Annotated in this window: 16 protein-coding genes; 9 read left to right on the top strand and 7 right to left on the bottom strand. The window is 62.9% G+C overall.

The features are described 5' to 3' along the window. Positions 1–202: 202 nt before the first annotated feature. The 4 genes from QMG25_RS08080 to gcvT all read right to left on the bottom strand — a co-directional run bounded on the left by QMG25_RS08080 (position 203) and on the right by gcvT (position 5,342). Complete coding sequence (locus QMG25_RS08080; RefSeq protein ID WP_283459082.1) at positions 203–1,567, bottom strand: DUF4192 family protein; 1,365 nt, start codon at positions 1,565–1,567, stop codon at positions 203–205. Between the two features lie 136 nt (positions 1,568–1,703). Further along, entirely contained in the window at positions 1,704–3,062 is a 1,359-nt protein-coding gene (locus QMG25_RS08085; RefSeq protein WP_283459084.1) for an MFS transporter, read from the bottom strand. Between the two features lie 54 nt (positions 3,063–3,116). Beyond that, positions 3,117–4,067, bottom strand: coding sequence for a proteasome assembly chaperone family protein (locus QMG25_RS08090; RefSeq protein WP_283459086.1), 951 nt, complete (start codon positions 4,065–4,067; stop codon positions 3,117–3,119). A 141-nt stretch (positions 4,068–4,208) separates the two neighbouring features. After that, positions 4,209–5,342, bottom strand: coding sequence for a glycine cleavage system aminomethyltransferase GcvT (gene gcvT / locus QMG25_RS08095; protein ID WP_283459089.1), 1,134 nt, complete (start codon positions 5,340–5,342; stop codon positions 4,209–4,211). 145 nt (positions 5,343–5,487) lie between these two features. On the opposite strand from gcvT, the gene QMG25_RS08100 reads away from it, so the two are divergent. The 5 genes from QMG25_RS08100 to QMG25_RS08120 all read left to right on the top strand — a co-directional run bounded on the left by QMG25_RS08100 (position 5,488) and on the right by QMG25_RS08120 (position 11,697). After that, positions 5,488–7,011: a leucyl aminopeptidase gene (locus QMG25_RS08100; RefSeq protein ID WP_502866370.1), complete on the top strand. Its 1,524-nt coding sequence runs from the start codon at positions 5,488–5,490 to the stop codon at positions 7,009–7,011. Between the two features lie 296 nt (positions 7,012–7,307). Continuing rightward, the gene (gene lpdA / locus QMG25_RS08105; RefSeq protein ID WP_283459091.1) at positions 7,308–8,690 is read left to right on the top strand and encodes a dihydrolipoyl dehydrogenase; all 1,383 of its coding nucleotides are present in this window, start codon (positions 7,308–7,310) and stop codon (positions 8,688–8,690) included. Positions 8,691–8,832: 142 nt separating this feature from the next. Then, a complete protein-coding gene (sucB, locus tag QMG25_RS08110) occupies positions 8,833–10,587 on the top strand; it encodes a 2-oxoglutarate dehydrogenase, E2 component, dihydrolipoamide succinyltransferase (RefSeq protein ID WP_283459093.1) in 1,755 nt (584 codons plus the stop codon). Positions 10,588–10,743: 156 nt separating this feature from the next. Beyond that, positions 10,744–11,103, top strand: coding sequence for a hypothetical protein (locus QMG25_RS08115; protein ID WP_283459095.1), 360 nt, complete (start codon positions 10,744–10,746; stop codon positions 11,101–11,103). Positions 11,104–11,268: 165 nt separating this feature from the next. Next, positions 11,269–11,697 carry an OsmC family peroxiredoxin gene (locus tag QMG25_RS08120; protein WP_283459097.1) on the top strand — a complete coding sequence of 143 codons (429 nt, stop codon included), beginning with the start codon at positions 11,269–11,271 and terminating at the stop codon, positions 11,695–11,697. A gap of 106 nt (positions 11,698–11,803) precedes the next feature. Here the strand turns inward: QMG25_RS08120 and QMG25_RS08125 are convergent, their stop codons facing one another. Next, positions 11,804–13,588, bottom strand: coding sequence for a serine/threonine protein kinase (locus tag QMG25_RS08125; protein WP_283459099.1), 1,785 nt, complete (start codon positions 13,586–13,588; stop codon positions 11,804–11,806). A 90-nt stretch (positions 13,589–13,678) separates the two neighbouring features. Here QMG25_RS08125 and lipB point away from each other — a divergent pair, with 90 nt between their 5' ends. From lipB to QMG25_RS08140, 3 genes are all read left to right on the top strand, one after another. Next, positions 13,679–14,416, top strand: a complete 738-nt coding sequence (gene lipB / locus QMG25_RS08130) for a lipoyl(octanoyl) transferase LipB (protein ID WP_283459101.1) — start codon at positions 13,679–13,681, stop codon at positions 14,414–14,416. Then, entirely contained in the window at positions 14,413–15,429 is a 1,017-nt protein-coding gene (gene lipA / locus QMG25_RS08135; protein ID WP_283459102.1) for a lipoyl synthase, read from the top strand. Before lipB ends, lipA begins: the two co-directional genes overlap by 4 nt. A gap of 63 nt (positions 15,430–15,492) precedes the next feature. Further along, positions 15,493–16,263 (top strand): DUF4191 domain-containing protein, encoded by a 771-nt coding sequence (locus QMG25_RS08140; protein WP_283459104.1) that lies wholly within the window; start codon positions 15,493–15,495, stop codon positions 16,261–16,263. Between the two features lie 69 nt (positions 16,264–16,332). On the opposite strand, the gene QMG25_RS08145 is transcribed toward QMG25_RS08140, so the two are convergent. Both QMG25_RS08145 and QMG25_RS08150 read right to left on the bottom strand, forming a co-directional pair. Further along, a complete protein-coding gene (locus QMG25_RS08145; RefSeq protein ID WP_283459107.1) occupies positions 16,333–16,752 on the bottom strand; it encodes a VOC family protein in 420 nt (139 codons plus the stop codon). 91 nt (positions 16,753–16,843) lie between these two features. Continuing rightward, a complete protein-coding gene (locus QMG25_RS08150) occupies positions 16,844–17,281 on the bottom strand; it encodes an RDD family protein (protein WP_283459109.1) in 438 nt (145 codons plus the stop codon). Between the two features lie 185 nt (positions 17,282–17,466). Between QMG25_RS08150 and glnA the strand changes: the two genes are divergently transcribed. Continuing rightward, entirely contained in the window at positions 17,467–18,891 is a 1,425-nt protein-coding gene (gene glnA, locus QMG25_RS08155; protein WP_283459111.1) for a type I glutamate--ammonia ligase, read from the top strand. Positions 18,892–18,940: the final 49 nt, after the last annotated feature.

Raw genomic sequence — 18,940 nt, forward strand, 5'->3', positions numbered from 1 at the left:
CTCTTCCAAGCCCTCTTGCTCAAACTCAGTCAATGCATCAACACGAACCCAACCGGGTCTTGTCCTCTAGTGTCTCACGGTTTGCTGCGTGACTCTTGCCTGTTGCACCCTCGCGGCGGGTTGGTTGTTGCAATAAAGATCACAGCTCGGGCCGGGCCGGCGTGCGGCCCCGCCCGGGCAGTGATGGGCGCCCGTGAACGTGTCACGCCGCGACGTCGGTCCCGTAGCCGCGCCAGGCGGTCCGGGAGTTCTTGGCACACTCGGCAATGTGCCCCACGGCCAGCAACTCGTCGAGCAGGGCGGCCAAGCGGTAGCCCGGCTGGTGTGCCTGGCAGGCTTGGAAGTAGTGCCCGGCCCAAGTTCCGCGCCCCTTGCACCACTGGATCCAACCGAGCAGGCACAACACCGGTGCCTTGTCTGAGGCTTCCGTGGAAGCTGCCAGGAACTGCAGCAACGGTTCGGCACGGTCCAGGCGCACCCAGTCGGGCCCAGCCGTCTCGGCCGTCCCCACCACTTCTGCCAGCCCAGCCGCTTCTGCCACCCCGGCCACTCCGACCAGCCCAACTGCGCACCCGTCATCAATTTCGTCGATTTCGCCCACCAAGACCCTGCCAAAGTCATGGACTGCCCGCTTCAGGTCCTCATCGGACAAGGACTCGATCACGTCCTCGAGGACGATTTCGCTCCCCGCGGCCTGCTTTGCGTCAAAGTTGGCACCCAAGCAGGGCAGCACGGGATTTTCAACGCTTGGTGGCGACGGGTCCGGGGACACGAGTCCAAGCCCCGCCGCACCTGCCAGCGACCATTCAGGGGACGTGGCCAGGGCCACGATGACGGCATCCCTGACCGCTATGTCCGCCAAGGAGGCCAACAGGTAGGCGGCTAGGCCCGGTCCGGGAGTTGTCGGCCAGTCGTGCAAGGCTTGTTCCCACAGGCCCAGGCTGGTGCCCAGTTGCCGGGCCACGGAGCCCCTCATGGCCAAGGTTTCCTGCAGCACTGTGCCGGCGGAGGCGACTGAAACGGCAAACTCGGCGTCCCGGAGTGCCGTCAACTCCTGAATTTGCGCCTTGGGGTTCTCCCTGACCATGCTTCCCCGGAAAATGAACTCGGTATTGACATAGCTTTCCTTGATGGAGGCAATGCCCTTGCCCGGCCACGGGCAACACCGCGGATCCATGCATTCCATGCTGCGCCAATGTTCCGCACCGACGTACCAGCCGTCCCTGACGGGGAGACCGATGGCGGCGAAGGCGGCCTTGAATTCATGATAGATCCCGGCCTGCGGCGAGTCTTGCCCCTGCTCCCACTCGTCCGGGCCAAAGATTGCCAACAGACAGCCGTCGGCGTCCCTGTCACTGGCCAGCTGGACTGCGGCAAGCTCGGCAAAACAGACCGGTTCCACCGTGTCCACCGGCGGCAGGTCCAGGCGCATGGTGGCTCGCAGCCGCTTGCCCTGCATCCCAATGCAGACAATGCTGTTCTCCGGCCAATACCCCACGATATGGGGGATGAATGCCAGGAGGTCCTCACCGGCACTGACGCTTATCTTCTCTAGTTGTTTTCCCATGCCTCAAGGCTGCTGGCCCGCAGGCAGCGAAAACAGGGCATTCGGGCGAAAGCGTCGAATCTGTGGATAACAGGGGTCTGCTTCACCATGAAACGGTTCACAAGCGTCCGCCGGCGGGCACCACGTCAATGACGCGCTAACCCTTCCTGTCCAGGCGCTCCTGTTTTAGTTCCTGGCGATATTGCTGGCGTCTGCGGCGACTGTCGGCGATGACCTCCCGCACCGGCGGCACGCGCTCCCCGTGTTCTGCCATGGCTCGGCGCACTTTCCGCCTGAGTCCAACAACGGCAATCATGCCGGTGCCCAGCACCAAGAACTGGAAGGAGAAGGCGATGCGGAAGGCGTCAAGGGAGTACAGTCCTTCCGGAGAGAAACCGGCGCCATTGAGCAGGTCAAGGATGAGGCCGATCATGTACATGGTGACAAGGGCAGCAAAAAAGCCACCCACATTGACAATGCCGGTGGCGGTGCCAATCCGGTGGGACGGATTGAACGTCCTGGCGAAGTCAAAGCCGATCATGGAGGCGGGGCCGCCGAGGGCCAGGACCAGCACCAGCACCACGAGCAGCCACAGCGGTGCCGGGCCCGCCTGCAACAAGACCGCAGCCCAGGCGACAATGGTGGTTGCCGCCACCGCCAGCACAAGGGTGGAGCGGCGCAGCGGGTGCCGGCCCACCCAGCTGCCCAGGAAAGGTCCGCAAATGAGCCCGACCACCACAAACAAACTCAGCAGCACGCTGGCAGTGGCCGGGCTCAGGCCCTGACCGGAAACCAGGAACGGATAGCCCCAGGTCAGGACAAACACGTTGCCGGCGAACTGGGTGGCAAAGTGGCTCCACATTCCAAGCCGGGTGCCGGGTTGCCGCCACGCAGTGGCCAGATCGGCTGCCGTGTCCTTGAATCCTTGGGCTGCCATGGGCGCCAAGGTGTCCGCGGGGGCATTGCGGACCAACGCCGCCGACAGGATACAGGCCAACACGCCCAAGGCTGCCAGCCCCACAAACGCAGGGCTCCAGCCGGCATTGTGCAGCACGAAGGCAAAGGGGGCGATGCTGATGAGCTGGCCGAATTGGCCAAGCTGCCCGGTCATTTGGGTCAGCACGGGCGCCTTGCGCGGGGGGAACCAAAAGGGGATGAGACGGATCACGGCAATGAACGTCATGGCGTCCCCCGCCCCGACGAAGACCCTGCCTATCACTCCGGCCGGGACGGTGGTGGCCGCTGCCAGTTGCAACTGGCCCACGGTCATCAGGGCCGCGCCGGTGGCGATCATGACCCGCGGGCCGAACCTGTCCACCAGGACGCCGACGGGAATCTGCAAGCTGGCGTACACCACGAGTTGAATGACAGTGAACGCCGAAAGGGCCGACGCCGTGGCGTCAAAGCGGTCCGTGGCCACAAGCCCGGCGACACCAAAGGATGTTCTCTGCGTGACGGCAATCAGGTAGGCAAAAACTCCAACACCCCACACCAACCACGCACGTCTACTATTCACCGGAACAGTTTATGCCAGTTTCAGACTCTGTAGTTTTTACGTTCTTGCCTGTTTCTAGGCTCCGCGCTGCGGCCCTCCATCACGGCTTGCCAAATATGCCTCGACGGCGGCACCGAGTTCATCGGCGTCGGGCAGTTCATCATTTTCCCCTGCCAGCAGCGAACGGCGGGCCGTGCCTTCGGTGCGTTCGTCGTACTGTTTTTCCAGGTTTGCCACCACGGCGGCAACGTCGCTGGAGCCTTCAACCTGCTCGGCTATTTGGCGTTCCACGGCGCGTCCGGCCTCCCGCAGCCGTTCGCTGGGCAGCATCAGCGAGGCCGCGGCGCCCAAATATTCCAAACCGGCCACGGCGGCCGGCGGGTATTCGGCGTCGGAGAGGTAATGCGGCACATGGACTGCATAGCCCACCACGTTGCGGCCGGCGGCGTCCAGCTTGATTTCCAGGAGATGTCCGATCGCCGACGGGATGTCCATGGTGGTTTTCCACGTCGAAATGCCCTCGATCAGGTCCGGACGGTTCCCGTGCACCGTGGCCCCAATGGGCCTGGTGTGCGGGACGGGCATCGGCACCGAATGCACCCATGCCACAAGATTGACGTCAAAACGTTCGACGAGGCCCAGCACGGCGCGGCTAAACCGTTCCCATTGCAGGTCCGGTTCATGTCCGGACAAGAGGAGGAACGGCGTGCCGAGAGCGTCCACCATGCGGTGCAGCACCAGCGTAGGAGCCCGATAGTCGCTGAGGCGGTCCTCCGTGAACGTCACGCGTGGCCGGCGCGAGCGGTAGTCAACGAGCTGGTCAACGTCGAAGATTGCCACCGGCTCCCCTGCCAGCTGCTCCGTGAGTTCGGTGGAGATCTGGTTCACGACGTGGCCCGCGTCGGAGAAGCCGGTAATGGACATGAGCAGGTTTATCCCCTTGAGGTCCTCGGCGGCCAGCAGTTCCTCATTGAGGACATAGAGGGACTCGGGGTCGTGGAACGGGGTGTACTCGGTGACATTCATGGTTATCCTCAGCTGCTTGCGTCTTTGCACAGCACAACGCTGCTTGCGTGCTGATCATTCCATGCTGCAGTGCTTCATGCGCACGGCTATGATGCGCCGGCTCTTCGAGCTCAGGCCTTCGATGCATCAGCCCTTCAGGCGCTACGCCTTGGTACTGCCCTGGACAAAGGGCGGCTTGACCACTTTCACGCCCAAGCGACGCCCACGGATGTCAAGGGCCAGCGCCTGACCCATTTCAATGCCCGGCTCCACCAAGGCAAGTGCGACGCCGTTGCCCAAGGTTGGCGAAAACGTCCCCGACGTTGTGTGGCCAACAATGTTCCCTGCAAGGTCCAGGACCTCCACTCCGGCTCGAGGGACGCCGCGGTCAGTCGCCAGCAGTCCGACAGACTTGCGGGGCGCGCCGTCGGCCTTTTGCGCGGTAAGCGCTTCCTTGCCCCAAAACGCGTCCTTCTTCCAGCCCACGGCCCAGCCAACGCCGGCCTCGACAGGGGTGATCTCGGTGGAGAGTTCGTGCCCGTGCAGTGCGTAGCCCATCTCGGTGCGCAGGGTGTCGCGGGCACCAAGCCCGGCCGGGCGGCCGCCGGCATCTTCCACTGCCGCAGCCAGCGCCTCCCACACCGCAGGAGCGTCCTCCCATGCCGGCACCACTTCGTAGCCAAGCTCGCCCGTGTAGCCGGTGCGGCAAATGGTCAGCGCAATGTCGGCGCCATTGATTTTAACCGTCGCATCGACGAATGACATGTAGTCGGCGGGTTGTGGCAGGTCCACGGCCGCCATGACGGTGTTGGCCAGCGGGCCCTGGACGGCGAAGACGCCAAAGCTGCGGTGCAGATCGGCGATCTCCACCTCGGCTCCCCCGGCGGCCCGAGCAGCTTCCAGGGCAGCCACCACGGCAGCGGTGTTGGCGGCATTGGGGATCAGGAACAACTCGTCCCCGGCGCGCAAATAGGCAATGAGGTCGTCAATGACGGTGCCGCTCTCCGTCAGTGCCAACGTGTACTGGGCGCTGCCGGGCTTGACCCGGCCGAGATCGTTGGAGAGGCATCGGTTGGCAAACTCCACGGCTCCGGCGCCGCGAATCGCAACCTTGCCCAAATGCGAGACGTCAAAAAGGCCAACGGCAGCGCGCACCGCCTTGTGCTCGGCCACCACGCCACCGCCGTCGTACTGCAACGGCATCAGCCAGCCGCCAAACTCGGCCATTTTTGCCCCGTGGTCAAGATGCCACTGGTGCAGCGGGCCCTGCAGGAGTTCTTCGCTCTTTTCGCTCATGGCTCATACGGTACCGCAGCCCGCGCCGGGCAACACCTGCCAATCGGTGCCGGCGGGCATTCGGCAGGCAATTGGCCGGCGATGGGGCTACGATCAAAAGCATTCATGACCGTTCATCTACATACAACGTGAGGACAGTATTTCAGTGAGTGTGAAAGAAAACATCAGCTTCCGCGTGATCGGCACCGAGCTGGCAAAGGTCTCCGCCGACGCCCTCGTCATTGCCGTGAGCAAGGGCGAAGACGGCCCCGTCCTTTTGGATGCACCCCTCTCCCCCGCGGCCCTCTCCTCGCTCAAGGCATCCCTGCCCGCCTTGGGCGTCACCGGTGCGGCCGACCAGGTGGTGCGCCTGCCCGGGATGCCCGAGACCGGTGCCGGCATTCTGGTGCTGGCCGGCGTCGGTCCCGTCAAGAACGGCGCTCCCAGCGAAGAGGCACTGCGCCGCGCTGCCGGGGCCACCATCCGTCAGCTGGCCGGGATCAAGCACGTGCTTTTCGCGGTGCCGACGACGACGGTCACCGAAGTCGCCGCCCTGGCTGAAGGTGCCGCGCTGGGTGCCTACCAGTACGCCAGCTTGCATTCGAGCACCAAGGGCCGAAAGGATCCGGTGGCGAAGGTCACGATCCACTCCACCCAGGCGAAGGATCCGGAACTGGCTGCGGCACTGGAACGCGCCGCCATTGTCTCCAAGGCCGTCAACGCCACGCGGACACTTGTCAACGAACCGCCCAGCAAGCTGTACCCGGCAACTTTCGCCGAAGCCGCGAAGGATCTGGCCAAGGGCTTGCCCGTCAAGGTCACCGTTTTCGACGAAAAGCGGCTCCTGAAGGACGGTTACGGCGGCATCATGGGCGTGGGCCAGGGCTCCTCGCGCCCGCCCCGCCTGGTGAAGCTGGAGTACAAGTCCGAGCGCGCAGTGGCTGATCTGGCCTTGGTCGGCAAGGGCATCACCTTTGACAGCGGCGGCATCTCCATCAAACCGGGCGCGGGCATGATGACCATGAAGTGCGACATGGCCGGTGCCGCTGCCGTGCTGAACACAGTGTTGGCGGTGGCAGGGCTGGGACTGCCCGTCAATGTCACCGGCTGGTTGTGCATTGCCGAGAACATGCCCTCGGGCACGGCCATTCGGCCCTCCGACGTCCTCACGATGTTTGGCGGAAAGACCGTTGAAGTCCTCAACACCGACGCCGAGGGCCGCCTGGTGATGGCCGACGGGCTCGTGGCAGCTTCCCAGGAGTTCCCCGACGTCATCATCGACGTTGCCACGCTCACGGGTGCGCAGGTGGTGGCCTTGGGTCACCGTACGGCCGCAGTCATGGGCGACGAAGGCGTCAGCGCCGCACTGAAGGCAGCGGCCGACAGGGCCGGCGAACTTCTCTGGCCCATGCCGCTGCCGGAGGAACTGCGCCCGTCGCTGGATTCCCCGGTGGCGGACATGGCCAACATCGGTGAACGCATGGGCGGTATGATGACAGCGGCCGTGTTCCTCCAGGAGTTCATCGGCAAGAGCAAGAGCGGGGAGACCATCCCGTGGGCCCACGTGGACATTGCCGGGCCCGCGTTCAATGAAAGCGCACCCTACGGCTACACGCCCAAGCAGGGCACCGGCATGGCTGTCCGCACCCTTGTCAGCTATGTGGAAGACGTCGTCGCCCGCAGCGCCTGAGCAACGAAGGACTGACCCGCGAAAGTCGGTGCAGCCCCATCCAAAGCCAGTGCAGGCCCGGTTATGCCGGGCCTGCACTGCCGGCGCCAACAAAGTGAGTATGACCACATTCGCCTTTAGTGTGACTTGGGTGTGGGTGTTGCATGCGTCAACTGACGTAAGGTAAATGCTGAAAGTATTTGTCTTTGACCGGAAGAAGCAGCCCCTCCTTGCTGGAAGAGCCCGCTTCTTTCAATAATTGATGAAAAAAGCGCACAATCAACAGGTGCGCCAACCTAACGCGAGGGAGCGTCTAAGTGGCCGAACAGGCAGCTGGGCAAGAATTCGATATTTTGGTTCTCGGCGGTGGCAGTGGCGGTTACGCTACGGCGCTGCGTGCCGTCCAACTGGGCATGACCGTTGGTCTCGTGGAGAAGGGCAAGTTGGGCGGCACCTGCCTGCACAACGGCTGTATCCCCACCAAGGCATTGCTGCACGCAGCAGAAGTTGCCGACCTTGCGCGTGAGGGCTCCTCCATTGGCGTCAACAGCACGCTCGAGAGCATCGACCTGGTGGGCGTCAACAAGTACAAGGACGGCATTGTTGCCGGCAAGTACAAGGGCCTGCAGGGGCTCATCAAGGGCAAGGGCATCACCGTCATCGACGGCGAAGGCCGCTTGACCGCAGCCAACACCGTCACCGTCGGCGGAGTGAACTACACGGGCAAGAACATTGTTCTGGCCACCGGTTCCTACTCGCGCAGCCTGCCTGGCCTGGAGATCGGCGGCAAGGTCATCACCTCCGACGAGGCCCTGACCATGACTGAGCTGCCCAAGAGCGCCATCGTCCTCGGAGGCGGTGTCATCGGCGTCGAATTTGCTTCAGTGTGGAAGTCCTTCGGCGTCGACGTCACCATCATCGAGGGCCTGCCGTCGCTGGTTCCGAACGAGGACGCGTCCATCATCAAGATCCTGGAGCGCACGTTCCGCAAGCGCGGGATCAAGTCCAACACGGGCACCTTCTTCCAGGGCATTGAGCAGAACAACGACGGCGTCAAGGCCACCTTGGTGGACGGCAAGACCTTCGAAGCGGACCTCATGCTCGTTGCCGTGGGCCGCGGCCCCTCCACCGCGGGCCTGGGCTTTGAGGAAGCAGGGGTCACCGTTGACCGCGGCTTCGTCATCACCAACGAGCGCCTGCACACCGGTGTTGGCAACGTCTATGCCGTGGGCGACATTGTCCCCGGCATCCAGCTCGCACACCGCGGCTTCCAGCAGGGCATCTTCGTCGCCGAGGAAATCGCGGGCATGAACCCCGTCATCGTGGAGGACATCAACATCCCCAAGGTCACGTACTGCGACCCGGAGATTGCTTCCGTCGGCTTGAACGAAAAGCAGGCCAAGGAAAAGTTCGGCGACGGCAACGTCGAGACCACCGAGTACAACTTGGCAGGCAACGGCAAGAGCGCCATCCTGGGCACCGGCGGCATCATCAAGTATGTCCGCGAAAAGGACGGCCCCGTGGTGGGTGTGCACATGATCGGCACCCACATTGGCGAGCAGATCGGCGAGGCACAGCTCATCGTGAACTGGGAAGCGTACCCCGAGGACATTGCCGGCCTCATCCACGCGCACCCCACGCAGAACGAAGCCCTCGGTGAAGCGGCCATGGCCTTGGCCGGTCGCCCGCTCCACGGCTAGCAAGAGATTTCCTTAGTGCACCCGGCGCCCGCGCCGGGTGCACTAAGCTACAAAACAATACATAATTTGCAGAATTTCCTAGCGATGCACTTCAGTGCACCATTAGCGAAATGCAGCACACAAGAAGGAGAACGGGGACGAAATGTCTGAATCCGTGAACTTGCCCGCCTTGGGTGAAAGCGTCACCGAAGGTACCGTCACGCGATGGTTGAAGCAGGTCGGGGACCTTGTCGAAGTCGACGAGCCCTTGCTGGAAGTTTCCACCGACAAGGTTGACACAGAAATCCCGTCGCCTTTCGCCGGCACTTTGGAAGAAATCCTCGTACCCGAGGACGAGACCGCTGAAGTCGGTGCCCCCCTGTGCCGCATCGGTTCCGGCGAAGCCGCCCCGGCAGAGTCGCCGGCCGAACCAGCTGCCGCCCCGGAAGAAACGCCTGCCGCTCCTGCCGAAGCTCCTGCAGCTCCTGCGGAAGCACCTGCAGCCTCGGAAGATGCGCCTTCCGGCGATGCCCACGAGCTCATCTTGCCCGCACTGGGCGAGTCCGTCACCGAAGGCACTGTCACCCGTTGGCTCAAGGCCGTGGGCGACACCGTCGAGGTCGACGAGCCGATCCTTGAGGTCTCCACCGACAAGGTTGACACCGAGATTCCGTCCCCCGTGGCAGGTATCTTGCAGGAAATCCGCGTACCCGAAGACGAGACTGCCGAAGTTGGTGGCGTCCTGGCCCTGATTGGTTCAGGCGCTCCTGCGGCCAAGCCCGCCGCGGCAGCTCCGGCAGCCGAGGCGGCTCCCGCAGCGGAGCCGGCAGCCCCTGCCGCTCCAGCTGCCAAACCTGCACAGGCACCCGCCGCTCCGGCAGCCAAGCCCGCAGCAGCTCCGGCCAAACCGGCGTCGGCCCCCGCACCGGCAGCACCTGCTGCACCGGCGGCCAAGCCTGCAGCTGCTCCGGCCGCTGCGGCATCTTCGGGCTCCGAGTCGAACTACGTGACTCCGCTGGTACGCAAGCTGGCCAACCAGCAGGGCGTGGACATCTCCACCGTCACCGGAACCGGTGTTGGCGGGCGCATCCGCAAGCAGGATGTGCTCGCTGCAGCGGAGGCTGCCAAGGCCGCTGCTCCGGCACCGGCAGCAGCCTCGGCACCGAAGTCCGCTCCCGCCGTCGTACCGTCTTCATTGCGCGGCACCACAGTCAAGGCCCCCCGGATCCGCCAGGTCATCGCCCGGCGCATGCGCGAGTCGCTGGAAGCTTCCACGCAGCTCACCCAGGTGCACGAGATTGACATAACGCGCATCGTGAAGCTGCGCACCAAGGCCAAGGATCAGTTCCAGGCCGTCAATGGCGCCAAGCTGACGTACCTGCCGTTCATTGCCAAGGCCGTGGCGGAGGCGCTCAAGCAGCACCCCTCGGTCAATGGTGAGTACGACGAGGAAACCCAGCAGATCACGTACCACAATGCCGAACACTTGGGCTTTGCCGTGGACACTGACAAGGGCCTGCTGGTTCCCGTCATTGCCAATGCAGGCGATCTGAACCTGGCCGGGATGGCCAGCAAGATTGCTGACGTTGCCGCTCGCACCCGCAGCGGCAAGATCGGTCCGGATGAACTTGCCGGCGGCACGTTCTCGATCACCAACATCGGCAGCGTCGGGGCACTGTTCGACACCCCGATCATCAACCAGCCCAACGTTGCCATCCTGGGCACCGGCGCGATCGTCAAGCGCGCCGTGGTGGTGGCCGATGCCGACGGCGACGACACCATCGCCATCCGCCACATGATGTACCTGTGCCTGACGTACGACCACCGCCTGGTGGACGGCGCGGATGCCGGTCGCTTCCTGCAGACCTTGAAGGCCCGCTTGGAAGATGGGGCGTTTGAGGCAGACCTGGGTCTGTAACATCCCTGGTTCGCTAATGCAGTGAACGTTCGACGGCGGCCGGTGACTTGAGCAATCAAGTCACCGGCCGCCGGTGTTTTTCCTGTCGGTGTCATGTGTGCCACATTAAGCGGACTGCCTTAGACACTGTGTCACCAAGTTGCGTAAGCTAACCCCATGACAGTACTTACAAGCATTCTGGTGTTCCTGCACATCCTCGGCGCAGCAGCCATTGTTGGCGGCTGGTTTGCCACGTTCAAGAAGCCCACCGTTTTGCCCATCCAGCTGTGGGGCGCCATCGCCCAGCTTGTGACGGGCCTTGCCCTTGTGGGCGTTTTTGAGGCCACCGGCAGCCCGACAACGGCTTTCCACATCAAGATGGGTGTGAAGATCATCATCGCCATCGCGGTCCTGGTTCCGGCCATCATTGGCTACCGCAAGGCGAGGGCCAACCAGAAAGTTCCCAAGGGCCTGGCCCATGCAGTGGGCGGCATGGCCCTGATCAACATCGGCGTGGCGGCCCTCTGGTCCGTCTAGCCCGCACACCCTTTGGCACTTTCGGTGCCTGTGACGTGGATTGTGTCCACGCCGACAGGCAGCGAAAGTGCCTTGTTTATGTTTAGGGCATAGGCTGGAAGGGATCGCTGGGCTACCGCACAGCCGATCAATAGTGCCCCTCATTTACGATTCATAGGAGTGAACATGGCTACAACTCGCAACGCCCATGCAGGCTGGGTCGGCGACCTTCCCACAGGTGCCGGACAGGTTACGTTGGACAGCTCGGAAATTGGCAGCTTTGACATCACCTGGAAGGCACGCGCCGAAGCTGCCGAGGGCGGGACCAGCCCGGAAGAGCTGATTGCCGCCGCACACGCATCATGCTTTGCCATGGCGTTCAGCCTCTTCCTTGGCGAAGAGGGCAAGGCTGCCGACTACGTCAACACCGCGGCTGCCGTGACCTTCGTGCCAGGCACCGGCATCACCACCAGCCACCTGACACTTGCCACCAAGATTCCCGGCATCAGCCAGGAAGACTTTGACCGCATCGCCAATGCAGCCAAGGCCGGTTGCCCCGTTTCTGCAGCACTTGCAGGTGTTGAGATCACCCTCGAGGCAACGCTCGAGGCATAACCAAGCCTTCAAGGTTGGGACCGGCAAAGTCGTTGGTCCACAGGTGGCAGCTGCTTGTGCGGCTGCCACCTACTTTTTTGCCTCGGCCTCCGCTGTCCGGCACGCCTTATCCGGCACCCAGTATTTCTTCAATCACCCACCTCCCTTCCACCTTCACCATGACGATTTCCAGCACCTGCTGCTGTGGTTTCTCTTGCCGGTGGACAACGTTCCCTGCGGCATCCTGTTCAATGAAGGCGCTCGTGGTGACCGTGGCCCCGACCGTCGTGCGCGACGCACCGGCACCGCGTGTTTGTACACCGCGTGTTTGTTCAATGCTGGCGTGTTCAATGCTTGTCTGAAGCCCGCTGAACATGTGGCCGCGTTCTTCCAGGCTCGCCAGAACGGCAAGATCCGCGTCTCGGGCCGGGGAACCTGGGGCATTGACCTTGGACAACAAGGCGGCATTTGCCGTGGACAGCGCATACGAGCGCAGCCAGGCCAGCGCAGGCAATGCATCCAGCGGCGCCTCCGCCGCCAGCCCCGTTCGAATCACCGCGGGCAAAGCCACCGACCACCCGCTCTGGGATGCACTGGCCGTACCGTGGGAATTCGTTCCAGGCGTGTCGCCCTGCCCCTGTGCACCGGGGCCCAACCATGCACCGTTGACCGCCGCCAGAGCCAAACATGCCGCCACCGCGACAACCAGGGCGAGCATGACCACTCGTCGTCCGGCTCTTCTCCCCGACCCATGACCGGCTCCTGTCCCCGGCCGTATACCCGCTCCGGTGTCCGCTCCAGTCCCGCGCACGCGGGCCTTGGCCACTCCACTGCCCCACAACGGGCCCATGCGCCTGCCTTGGCGATTGAGCCACAGTTCGCGCAGCCGCAACCACCGTGGCAGCACAGGGAAAGGCACCAGCAACCCTGCCCGCTTCCGCCTGCGAATTGCGTGGGGCCGCTGGGCGCCGGTAGCCCGTCCGCCGCGACGCACCCTGGTTGCGCCGGCATGGCCCTTGGCCCTCCGATCCCTGGCCTCTTTGCGGGTCAGCAGCTCCGGCAGGACGCTCGGATGCACGGCATGCCCGAGTGCCACGGGAACGGCAGCGGAACTGCGGAACACGGCTTGCGCAAACGCGGCGGCCGTGGGCCGGCGGGCGGGATCTTCATCCAGCCCCGCTTCCAGGGCAGCCACCAGCTCCCCGGGCACGTCCCCCACGAATGCGCCCAACGGCAACCTGTCCCTCGTGGGCGGCGCCGGCCGCCCCGTCAGGGCGTACCAGCCCACGGACGCCAAGGCATATACGTCGGCGGCTTCATCACGGAGCGTGTCCGTGCTGCAGTAGAAGCCTGGTGTTCCCGCCAACGGCCGTTCTTCCTGGCCGAGCAACCTCCCGAAGCCAAAGTCGGATAGTAGGGGCTTGCCGGCGGAACTAAGCAACACATTCCCCGGGGACACGTCTCCGTGCACGGCACCCCTGGCGTGCAAGAAGGCCAGAACCTGGCCCATCGGCGTCAGGACAGTCACCGTTTCCCCCACCTCCAGCGTGCCCCGGCTGCTCACCACCTGCTCCAATGACCCTCCTGCGGCATGGTCCATGAGCAGCACCCAGGCACCCGAGAAATCCTGCACCACCCCATGGACTGGAATGAGATGGTCATGCCGGAATTGGGCAAGCACCCTCCACTCCTGTGTGATCTGGCTTTCATTGTGACGAAGCAGAGCATCGTTTGTGTCTGCTCCGTCACCCGCAGCAACGGTGAGGGTTTTGGCGGCAAGGCAAGGGCCGCCGTCGTCCGGGGCAATGAGCCACACACTCCCATTCGCCCCCTGTCCCAAGCAGCGCACAGGCTCATGGCCGGGCACCCGCGGCGACTGCCCGGTTGCTGCGTCGATTCCCACCTTGTCCATGTATCAGTTCTAGTCCGCTTTTTGAATTCGTGCGTCAAGTTATCCACAGGCGACCGAAACGGTGTGAATTCTGATTTAGGTGTGGATGCAATGTCCTCTAAAGTGTCCTGTATGACTGTTGAGTTCTGCGAAGTCGGATTTGCCCCGAATTTTATCGATTACAACGATGCTTGGGAGCAACAACGCCAGGTCCACGCCGATGTGGTTGCTGGCAAATCACCCCATACTGCCCTTTTACTGGAGCATGCACCCGTCTACACGGCAGGCAAACGCACCGAGGACCATGAACGGCCCTTTGACGGAACGCCTGTGATCAACGTGGACCGCGGCGGCAAGCTCACCTGGCACGGCCCCGGACAATTGGTCATGTATCCGATTGTGCGCTTGGCCGACGCCCACAGCATCCGGGCCTACGTCCACGCCCTGGAAGACATCATCATTGAGGTGTTGGGCCACTGTGGCGTGGTGGGCGTTCGCGTCGACGGCCGCGCCGGCATTTGGCTGCCGGCCGATGACAAGGGCGGGGACCGAAAGATTGCCGCCATTGGCATCCGGGTCCACGACGGCGTCACCATGCACGGCATTGCCATCAATGCCAACAACAGCCTGGATCCGTATGCGCAGATCATCGCCTGCGGCATTCAGGATGCAGGAACCACCACCTTGCAGGCCGAAACCGGCAAGAACATTTCCCCGCAAGATCTCGTGCCGCTGGTCAAGGACGCCACCGCGCGTTTCCTTGCCCCGCTGATCGCCGAGACCCAGCCTGAACAGGCAACAACCGCTGGTTCCGCGAAAGCGGCCCAGTCAGAAGGAGCACTGCTGTGACGTTGGCACCTGAAGGACGCAAGCTGTTGCGCATTGAGCAGCGAAACTCGGCCGTCCCCGTGGAGCGCAAGCCCGAATGGATGAAGGCCAAGGTATCCATGGGCCCCGAGTACATCGCCATGAAAAACCTGGTGAAGAGCCAAGGCCTGCATACGGTCTGCGAAGAAGCAGGCTGTCCCAACATCTTCGAATGCTGGGAAGACCGCGAGGCAACGTTCCTCATTGGCGGCTCCGAGTGCACACGTCGTTGCGACTTCTGCCAGATCGACACCGGCAAGCCCTCGCCCATTGACATGTTTGAGCCCACCAAAGTTGCCCGCTCCGTCGTGAAGATGAACTTGCGCTATGCCACCGTCACCGGTGTGGCCCGCGACGACCTCGAAGACGAAGGGGTTTGGCTCTACGCCGAGACAGTGCGCAAAATCCATGAGCTCAACCCGAACACCGGCGTCGAGCTCTTGATCCCCGACTTCTCCGGCAAGCCCGAGCACATCACAGCCATCTGTGAATCCAAGCCCGAGGTGTTCGCCCACAATGTGGAGACCGTGCCGCGCATCTTCAAGCGAATCCGCCCGGCCTTCCGCTACGAACGCTCGCTCGATGTCATCACCCAGGGACGGGACCAAGGCATGGTCACCAAGTCCAACCTGATCCTTGGCATGGGTGAAACCCGTGAGGAAATTTCCCAGGCCCTGCAGGACCTGCACGACGCCGGGACCGACTTGATCACGATCACCCAGTACCTGCGCCCCTCCGAGCGCCACCTGCCGGTGGACCGTTGGGTCAAGCCGCAGGAGTTCGTGGAGCTCTCGCAGGAAGCGGAGGAAATCGGTTACCTGGGCGTCATGAGCGGGCCGTTGGTTCGTTCTTCCTACCGCGCCGGACGCCTCTGGGCCACTGCCATGCGCAAAAAGGGTCTTGATATTCCCGAGCACCTGGCGCATATTGCCGAAGGCATCGAGGATTCAGGTTCCACGCGCCAAGAAGCAGCATCGCTCATCGCCGCCCAGTAGCGGAAAGCGTTGGCAATTTCCCGCGCAGCATTCTCCTCCAACACCCGCTAGAATTGAATTACTATGGCCAAAACGACTGACTCCGCACCCAGCAACGCTGACAAGCCCAAGCGTTCCCTCTTTTCCCGCAGCCCCAAGGCTGAGAAGCCGAAAAAGACGAAGAAACCCAGCCGCGTCAAGCAAATGGTGGACATCTTCAAGATGACCCGCCGCCATGACCCCATGGTCACGTGGCTGATGCTTGGTGCCTTTGTTGGGCTGATCCTTGTCTCCGTACTGGTGGCGATGCTGCTGTCTCCCGGCAACTGGATCACCGGTTTGCTCGTGGGCATTCCCTTGGGTTTGCTGGGTGCATTGTTGATCATGTCGCGCCGCGCCGAACGTGCGGCTTATTCACAGATCGAAGGCAAGGCCGGTGCTGCTGGCGCGGCACTGGGTTCGCTGAAGAAGGGCTGGATCTTCGACGAGCAGCCTGCCTCGGTTAATCCGCGCACCCAGGACGTGGTCTTTCGCGCCATCGGCAAGCCTGGCATTGTTCTTGTCACCGAAGGCCCCTCGAACCGGGTCAAGGGCCTGGTCGATGCAGAGCGTCGCCGGCTGAACAGGATTCTGCCCAACGTCAAGATCACGATCATCGAGACTGGCAAGGGCGAGGGCCAAGTGCCGATCGCCAAGGTCACCAAGAAGATGGGCAAGCTCAAGAAAGAGCTGACAAAGGTTGAAGTGGGCGCCGTGAACAAGCGCATCACCTCCATGGGCAACAAACTACCCATCCCCAAGGGCATCGATCCCTACAAGGCGCGCCCGGACCGCAAGGCAGCACGCGGCCGCTAAACAGACATGCAAAATGCCCGGCGGGATGACCTGCCGGGCATTTTTGTGCCCTGGTTCCACGGGCCCGGACTACGCGGGCTGAGACTCCATGGATCCTGGCTGGGGCTCTTCGAGCTCCTCGGGTGTGAGCGGGCAAAGGACGCAGAACTCGTTGCCTGCAGGGTCGGCCATGACGACCCAGCTCGTCGTGGCCGGCTGACCGACGTCGACCCTTCTTGCACCGAGCGACTCGAGCCGCTTCACCTCGACGCCCTGGTCGTGCGGTCGCAGGTCCAAATGCAGCCGGTTCTTCACGGATTTGCCTTCCGGCACACGCAGGAACAGCAGGTCGGGAGCCACGCCGTCCTCCGGACTGCCCGCGGGCGGCTCCAGCACCACTTCTTCGTCGGTGGCGTAGGTTCGTCGCCAGCCCAGGGCTTCTTGCCAGAAGGCCGCCAAGCTCGACGGGTCGACGCTGTCGATGCAGAGGCACTGGATACGCAGGAGCATGCTGTGAGTGTGCCACAGCCGTGGGGTGGGCGCCACAGAATTCCAACAACCGCAGGCAACCGGGGAAAATGGCTATGGAGACGCCTAGACCCTAGCGGCGGACCAGGATGGTCTTCATGGCCTTGTCGTGCAGGCCACGGTGGTCTGCATCAACAATGATGGCAGGGATCACCAGGCACACGAGCAGCGCGCGAACTACACCTGCCAGCAAGCCCGGGGGCCCGCCGTTGAGCGTGGTGACGTGGATGCCCATGATCCTGTGGCCCACGCTGTAGCCAAGAGTGCCCACCAGGACCATTTGCTCGGCTGCAAAAATGGCGAGGATTGCATTGGGATTGCTGTCCAAGAACGCGGCGGCAATCAGGTACGACAGCCCCCAGTCAATGCAGAGGGCCAGGATGCGCCGACCGGCACGAGCAATGGATCCACGCCCCGATTCGGGCCTGCCCAAACGCTCGCCCGGGAATTTCGATATATTGGATGTGTCCGGCCCGCTGAGCCATGAACCTATGTCTTTACGATCTACCACTCCCCCAGCCTACCGGCGCAGGGAGGAACCAGGGTATCGGACGCCGGTCCGGACGCGTGTAACGTGCTGGAAACATTACGGACACGGTCGAGAAATAGCGTCGTTCTAGTCTTATGAGAAGTTGCACATGCCCACGGCCGGTCACCGCCGGCCAAAGCCCCCAGCACCAAGTACCAAGGAGCAAGATGTTCAAGAACGCGGAAGAAGTCCTGCAGTTCATCAAAGACGAGGATGTAAAGTTCGTCGACATTCGATTCACCGACCTTCCCGGCGTCCAGCAGCACTTCAACGTGCCAGCCAAGACCGTGGACCTTGACTTCTTCGTCGAAGGACAGCTGTTCGACGGCTCCTCCATCAGGGGCTTTCAGGGCATCGCAGAATCTGACATGCAGCTCATCCCGGATCCCAAGACGGCCTTCGTTGACACTTTTCGCAAGGAAAAGACGCTGGCGCTGAACTTCTCCATCGTGAACCCGCGCACCGGTGATCCTTACCACCGCGATCCGCGCGGCGTTGCCGAGAAGGCTGAAGCCTACCTGGCCTCCACAGGCATTGCCGACACCGCATTCTTCGGTGCCGAAGCCGAGTTCTTTGTCTTCGACAACGTCCAGTACGAGTCCTCGGCCAAGGGGTCTTTCTACAAGATCGACTCCGAAGAGGCCTACTGGAACACCGGACGGAAGGAAGAGGGCGGCAACCTCGGCTACAAGACCCCGGAGAAGGGTGGCTACTTCCCCGTGGCCCCGATTGACCACCAGGCCGACCTGCGCGACGCCATGTGCATCGAACTGGACAAGGCCGGCCTTGCCGTTGAGCGCTCACACCACGAGGTTGGTGCGGCCGGCCAGGCTGAGATCAACTACACGTTCAACACACTGGTCCATTCTGCCGACGACCTGCAGAAGTTCAAGTACGTCATCAAGAACACCGCCTGGGCCTGGGGCAAGTCCGTCACATTCATGCCCAAGCCGGTCTTTGGCGACAATGGTTCCGGCATGCACTGCCACCAGTCGCTGTGGAGCAACGGCGATCCCCTGTTCTACGATGAGAAGGGCTATGCAGGTCTCTCCGACATGGCCCGCTGGTACATAGGCGGCCTACTGAAGCATGCCGACGCCGTGTTGGCGTTCACCAACCCCACCGTCAACTCCTACCGCCGCCTGGTCAAGGGCTTCGAAGCACCGGTGAACATGGTGTACTCGCAAGGCAACCGCTCCGCCGGCATCCGCATCCCGATCACGGGCTCGAACCCGAAGGCCAAGCGCCTGGAGTTCCGCGCCCCGGACGCCTCCTCCAACCCGTACTTGGCGTTCTCGGCCCAGCTGATGGCCGGCCTTGACGGGATCCGCAACCGCATCGAACCCCCCGCTCCCATCGACAAGGACCTGTACGAGCTCCCCCCGGAAGAAGCCAAGGACATCCCCAAGGCCCCCGAGTCGCTCGAAGAGGCCCTGATCGCCCTTGAGAACGACAACGAGTTCTTGCAGGCAGGCGGCGTGTTCACCCAGGACCTGATCGACACTTGGATCGACTACAAGCGCGAGTACGAGATCAAGCCGTTGCAGTTGCGCCCGAACCCGTACGAGTTCGAGCTCTACTACAGCTGCTAGGCCACCACATGCAAAAGGGCCGGAACACCTTGTTCCGGCCCTTTTGTTG

Origin of the sequence: Arthrobacter sp. H35-D1 (genome assembly GCF_030063185.1) — a bacterium.
GTDB lineage: Bacteria > Actinomycetota > Actinomycetes > Actinomycetales > Micrococcaceae > Specibacter.

Coding starts and splice junctions, on each gene's coding strand:
- QMG25_RS08080 (WP_283459082.1), bottom strand. CDS start 1,567: ATGGGAAAACAACTAGAGAAGATAAGCGTCAGTGCCGGTGAGGACCTC.
- QMG25_RS08090 (WP_283459086.1), bottom strand. CDS start 4,067: ATGAATGTCACCGAGTACACCCCGTTCCACGACCCCGAGTCCCTCTAT.
- gcvT (WP_283459089.1), bottom strand. CDS start 5,342: ATGAGCGAAAAGAGCGAAGAACTCCTGCAGGGCCCGCTGCACCAGTGG.
- sucB (WP_283459093.1), top strand. CDS start 8,833: ATGTCTGAATCCGTGAACTTGCCCGCCTTGGGTGAAAGCGTCACCGAA.
- QMG25_RS08115 (WP_283459095.1), top strand. CDS start 10,744: ATGACAGTACTTACAAGCATTCTGGTGTTCCTGCACATCCTCGGCGCA.
- QMG25_RS08120 (WP_283459097.1), top strand. CDS start 11,269: ATGGCTACAACTCGCAACGCCCATGCAGGCTGGGTCGGCGACCTTCCC.
- QMG25_RS08125 (WP_283459099.1), bottom strand. CDS start 13,588: ATGGACAAGGTGGGAATCGACGCAGCAACCGGGCAGTCGCCGCGGGTG.
- lipB (WP_283459101.1), top strand. CDS start 13,679: ATGTCCTCTAAAGTGTCCTGTATGACTGTTGAGTTCTGCGAAGTCGGA.
- QMG25_RS08140 (WP_283459104.1), top strand. CDS start 15,493: ATGGCCAAAACGACTGACTCCGCACCCAGCAACGCTGACAAGCCCAAG.
- QMG25_RS08145 (WP_283459107.1), bottom strand. CDS start 16,752: ATGCTCCTGCGTATCCAGTGCCTCTGCATCGACAGCGTCGACCCGTCG.
- glnA (WP_283459111.1), top strand. CDS start 17,467: ATGTTCAAGAACGCGGAAGAAGTCCTGCAGTTCATCAAAGACGAGGAT.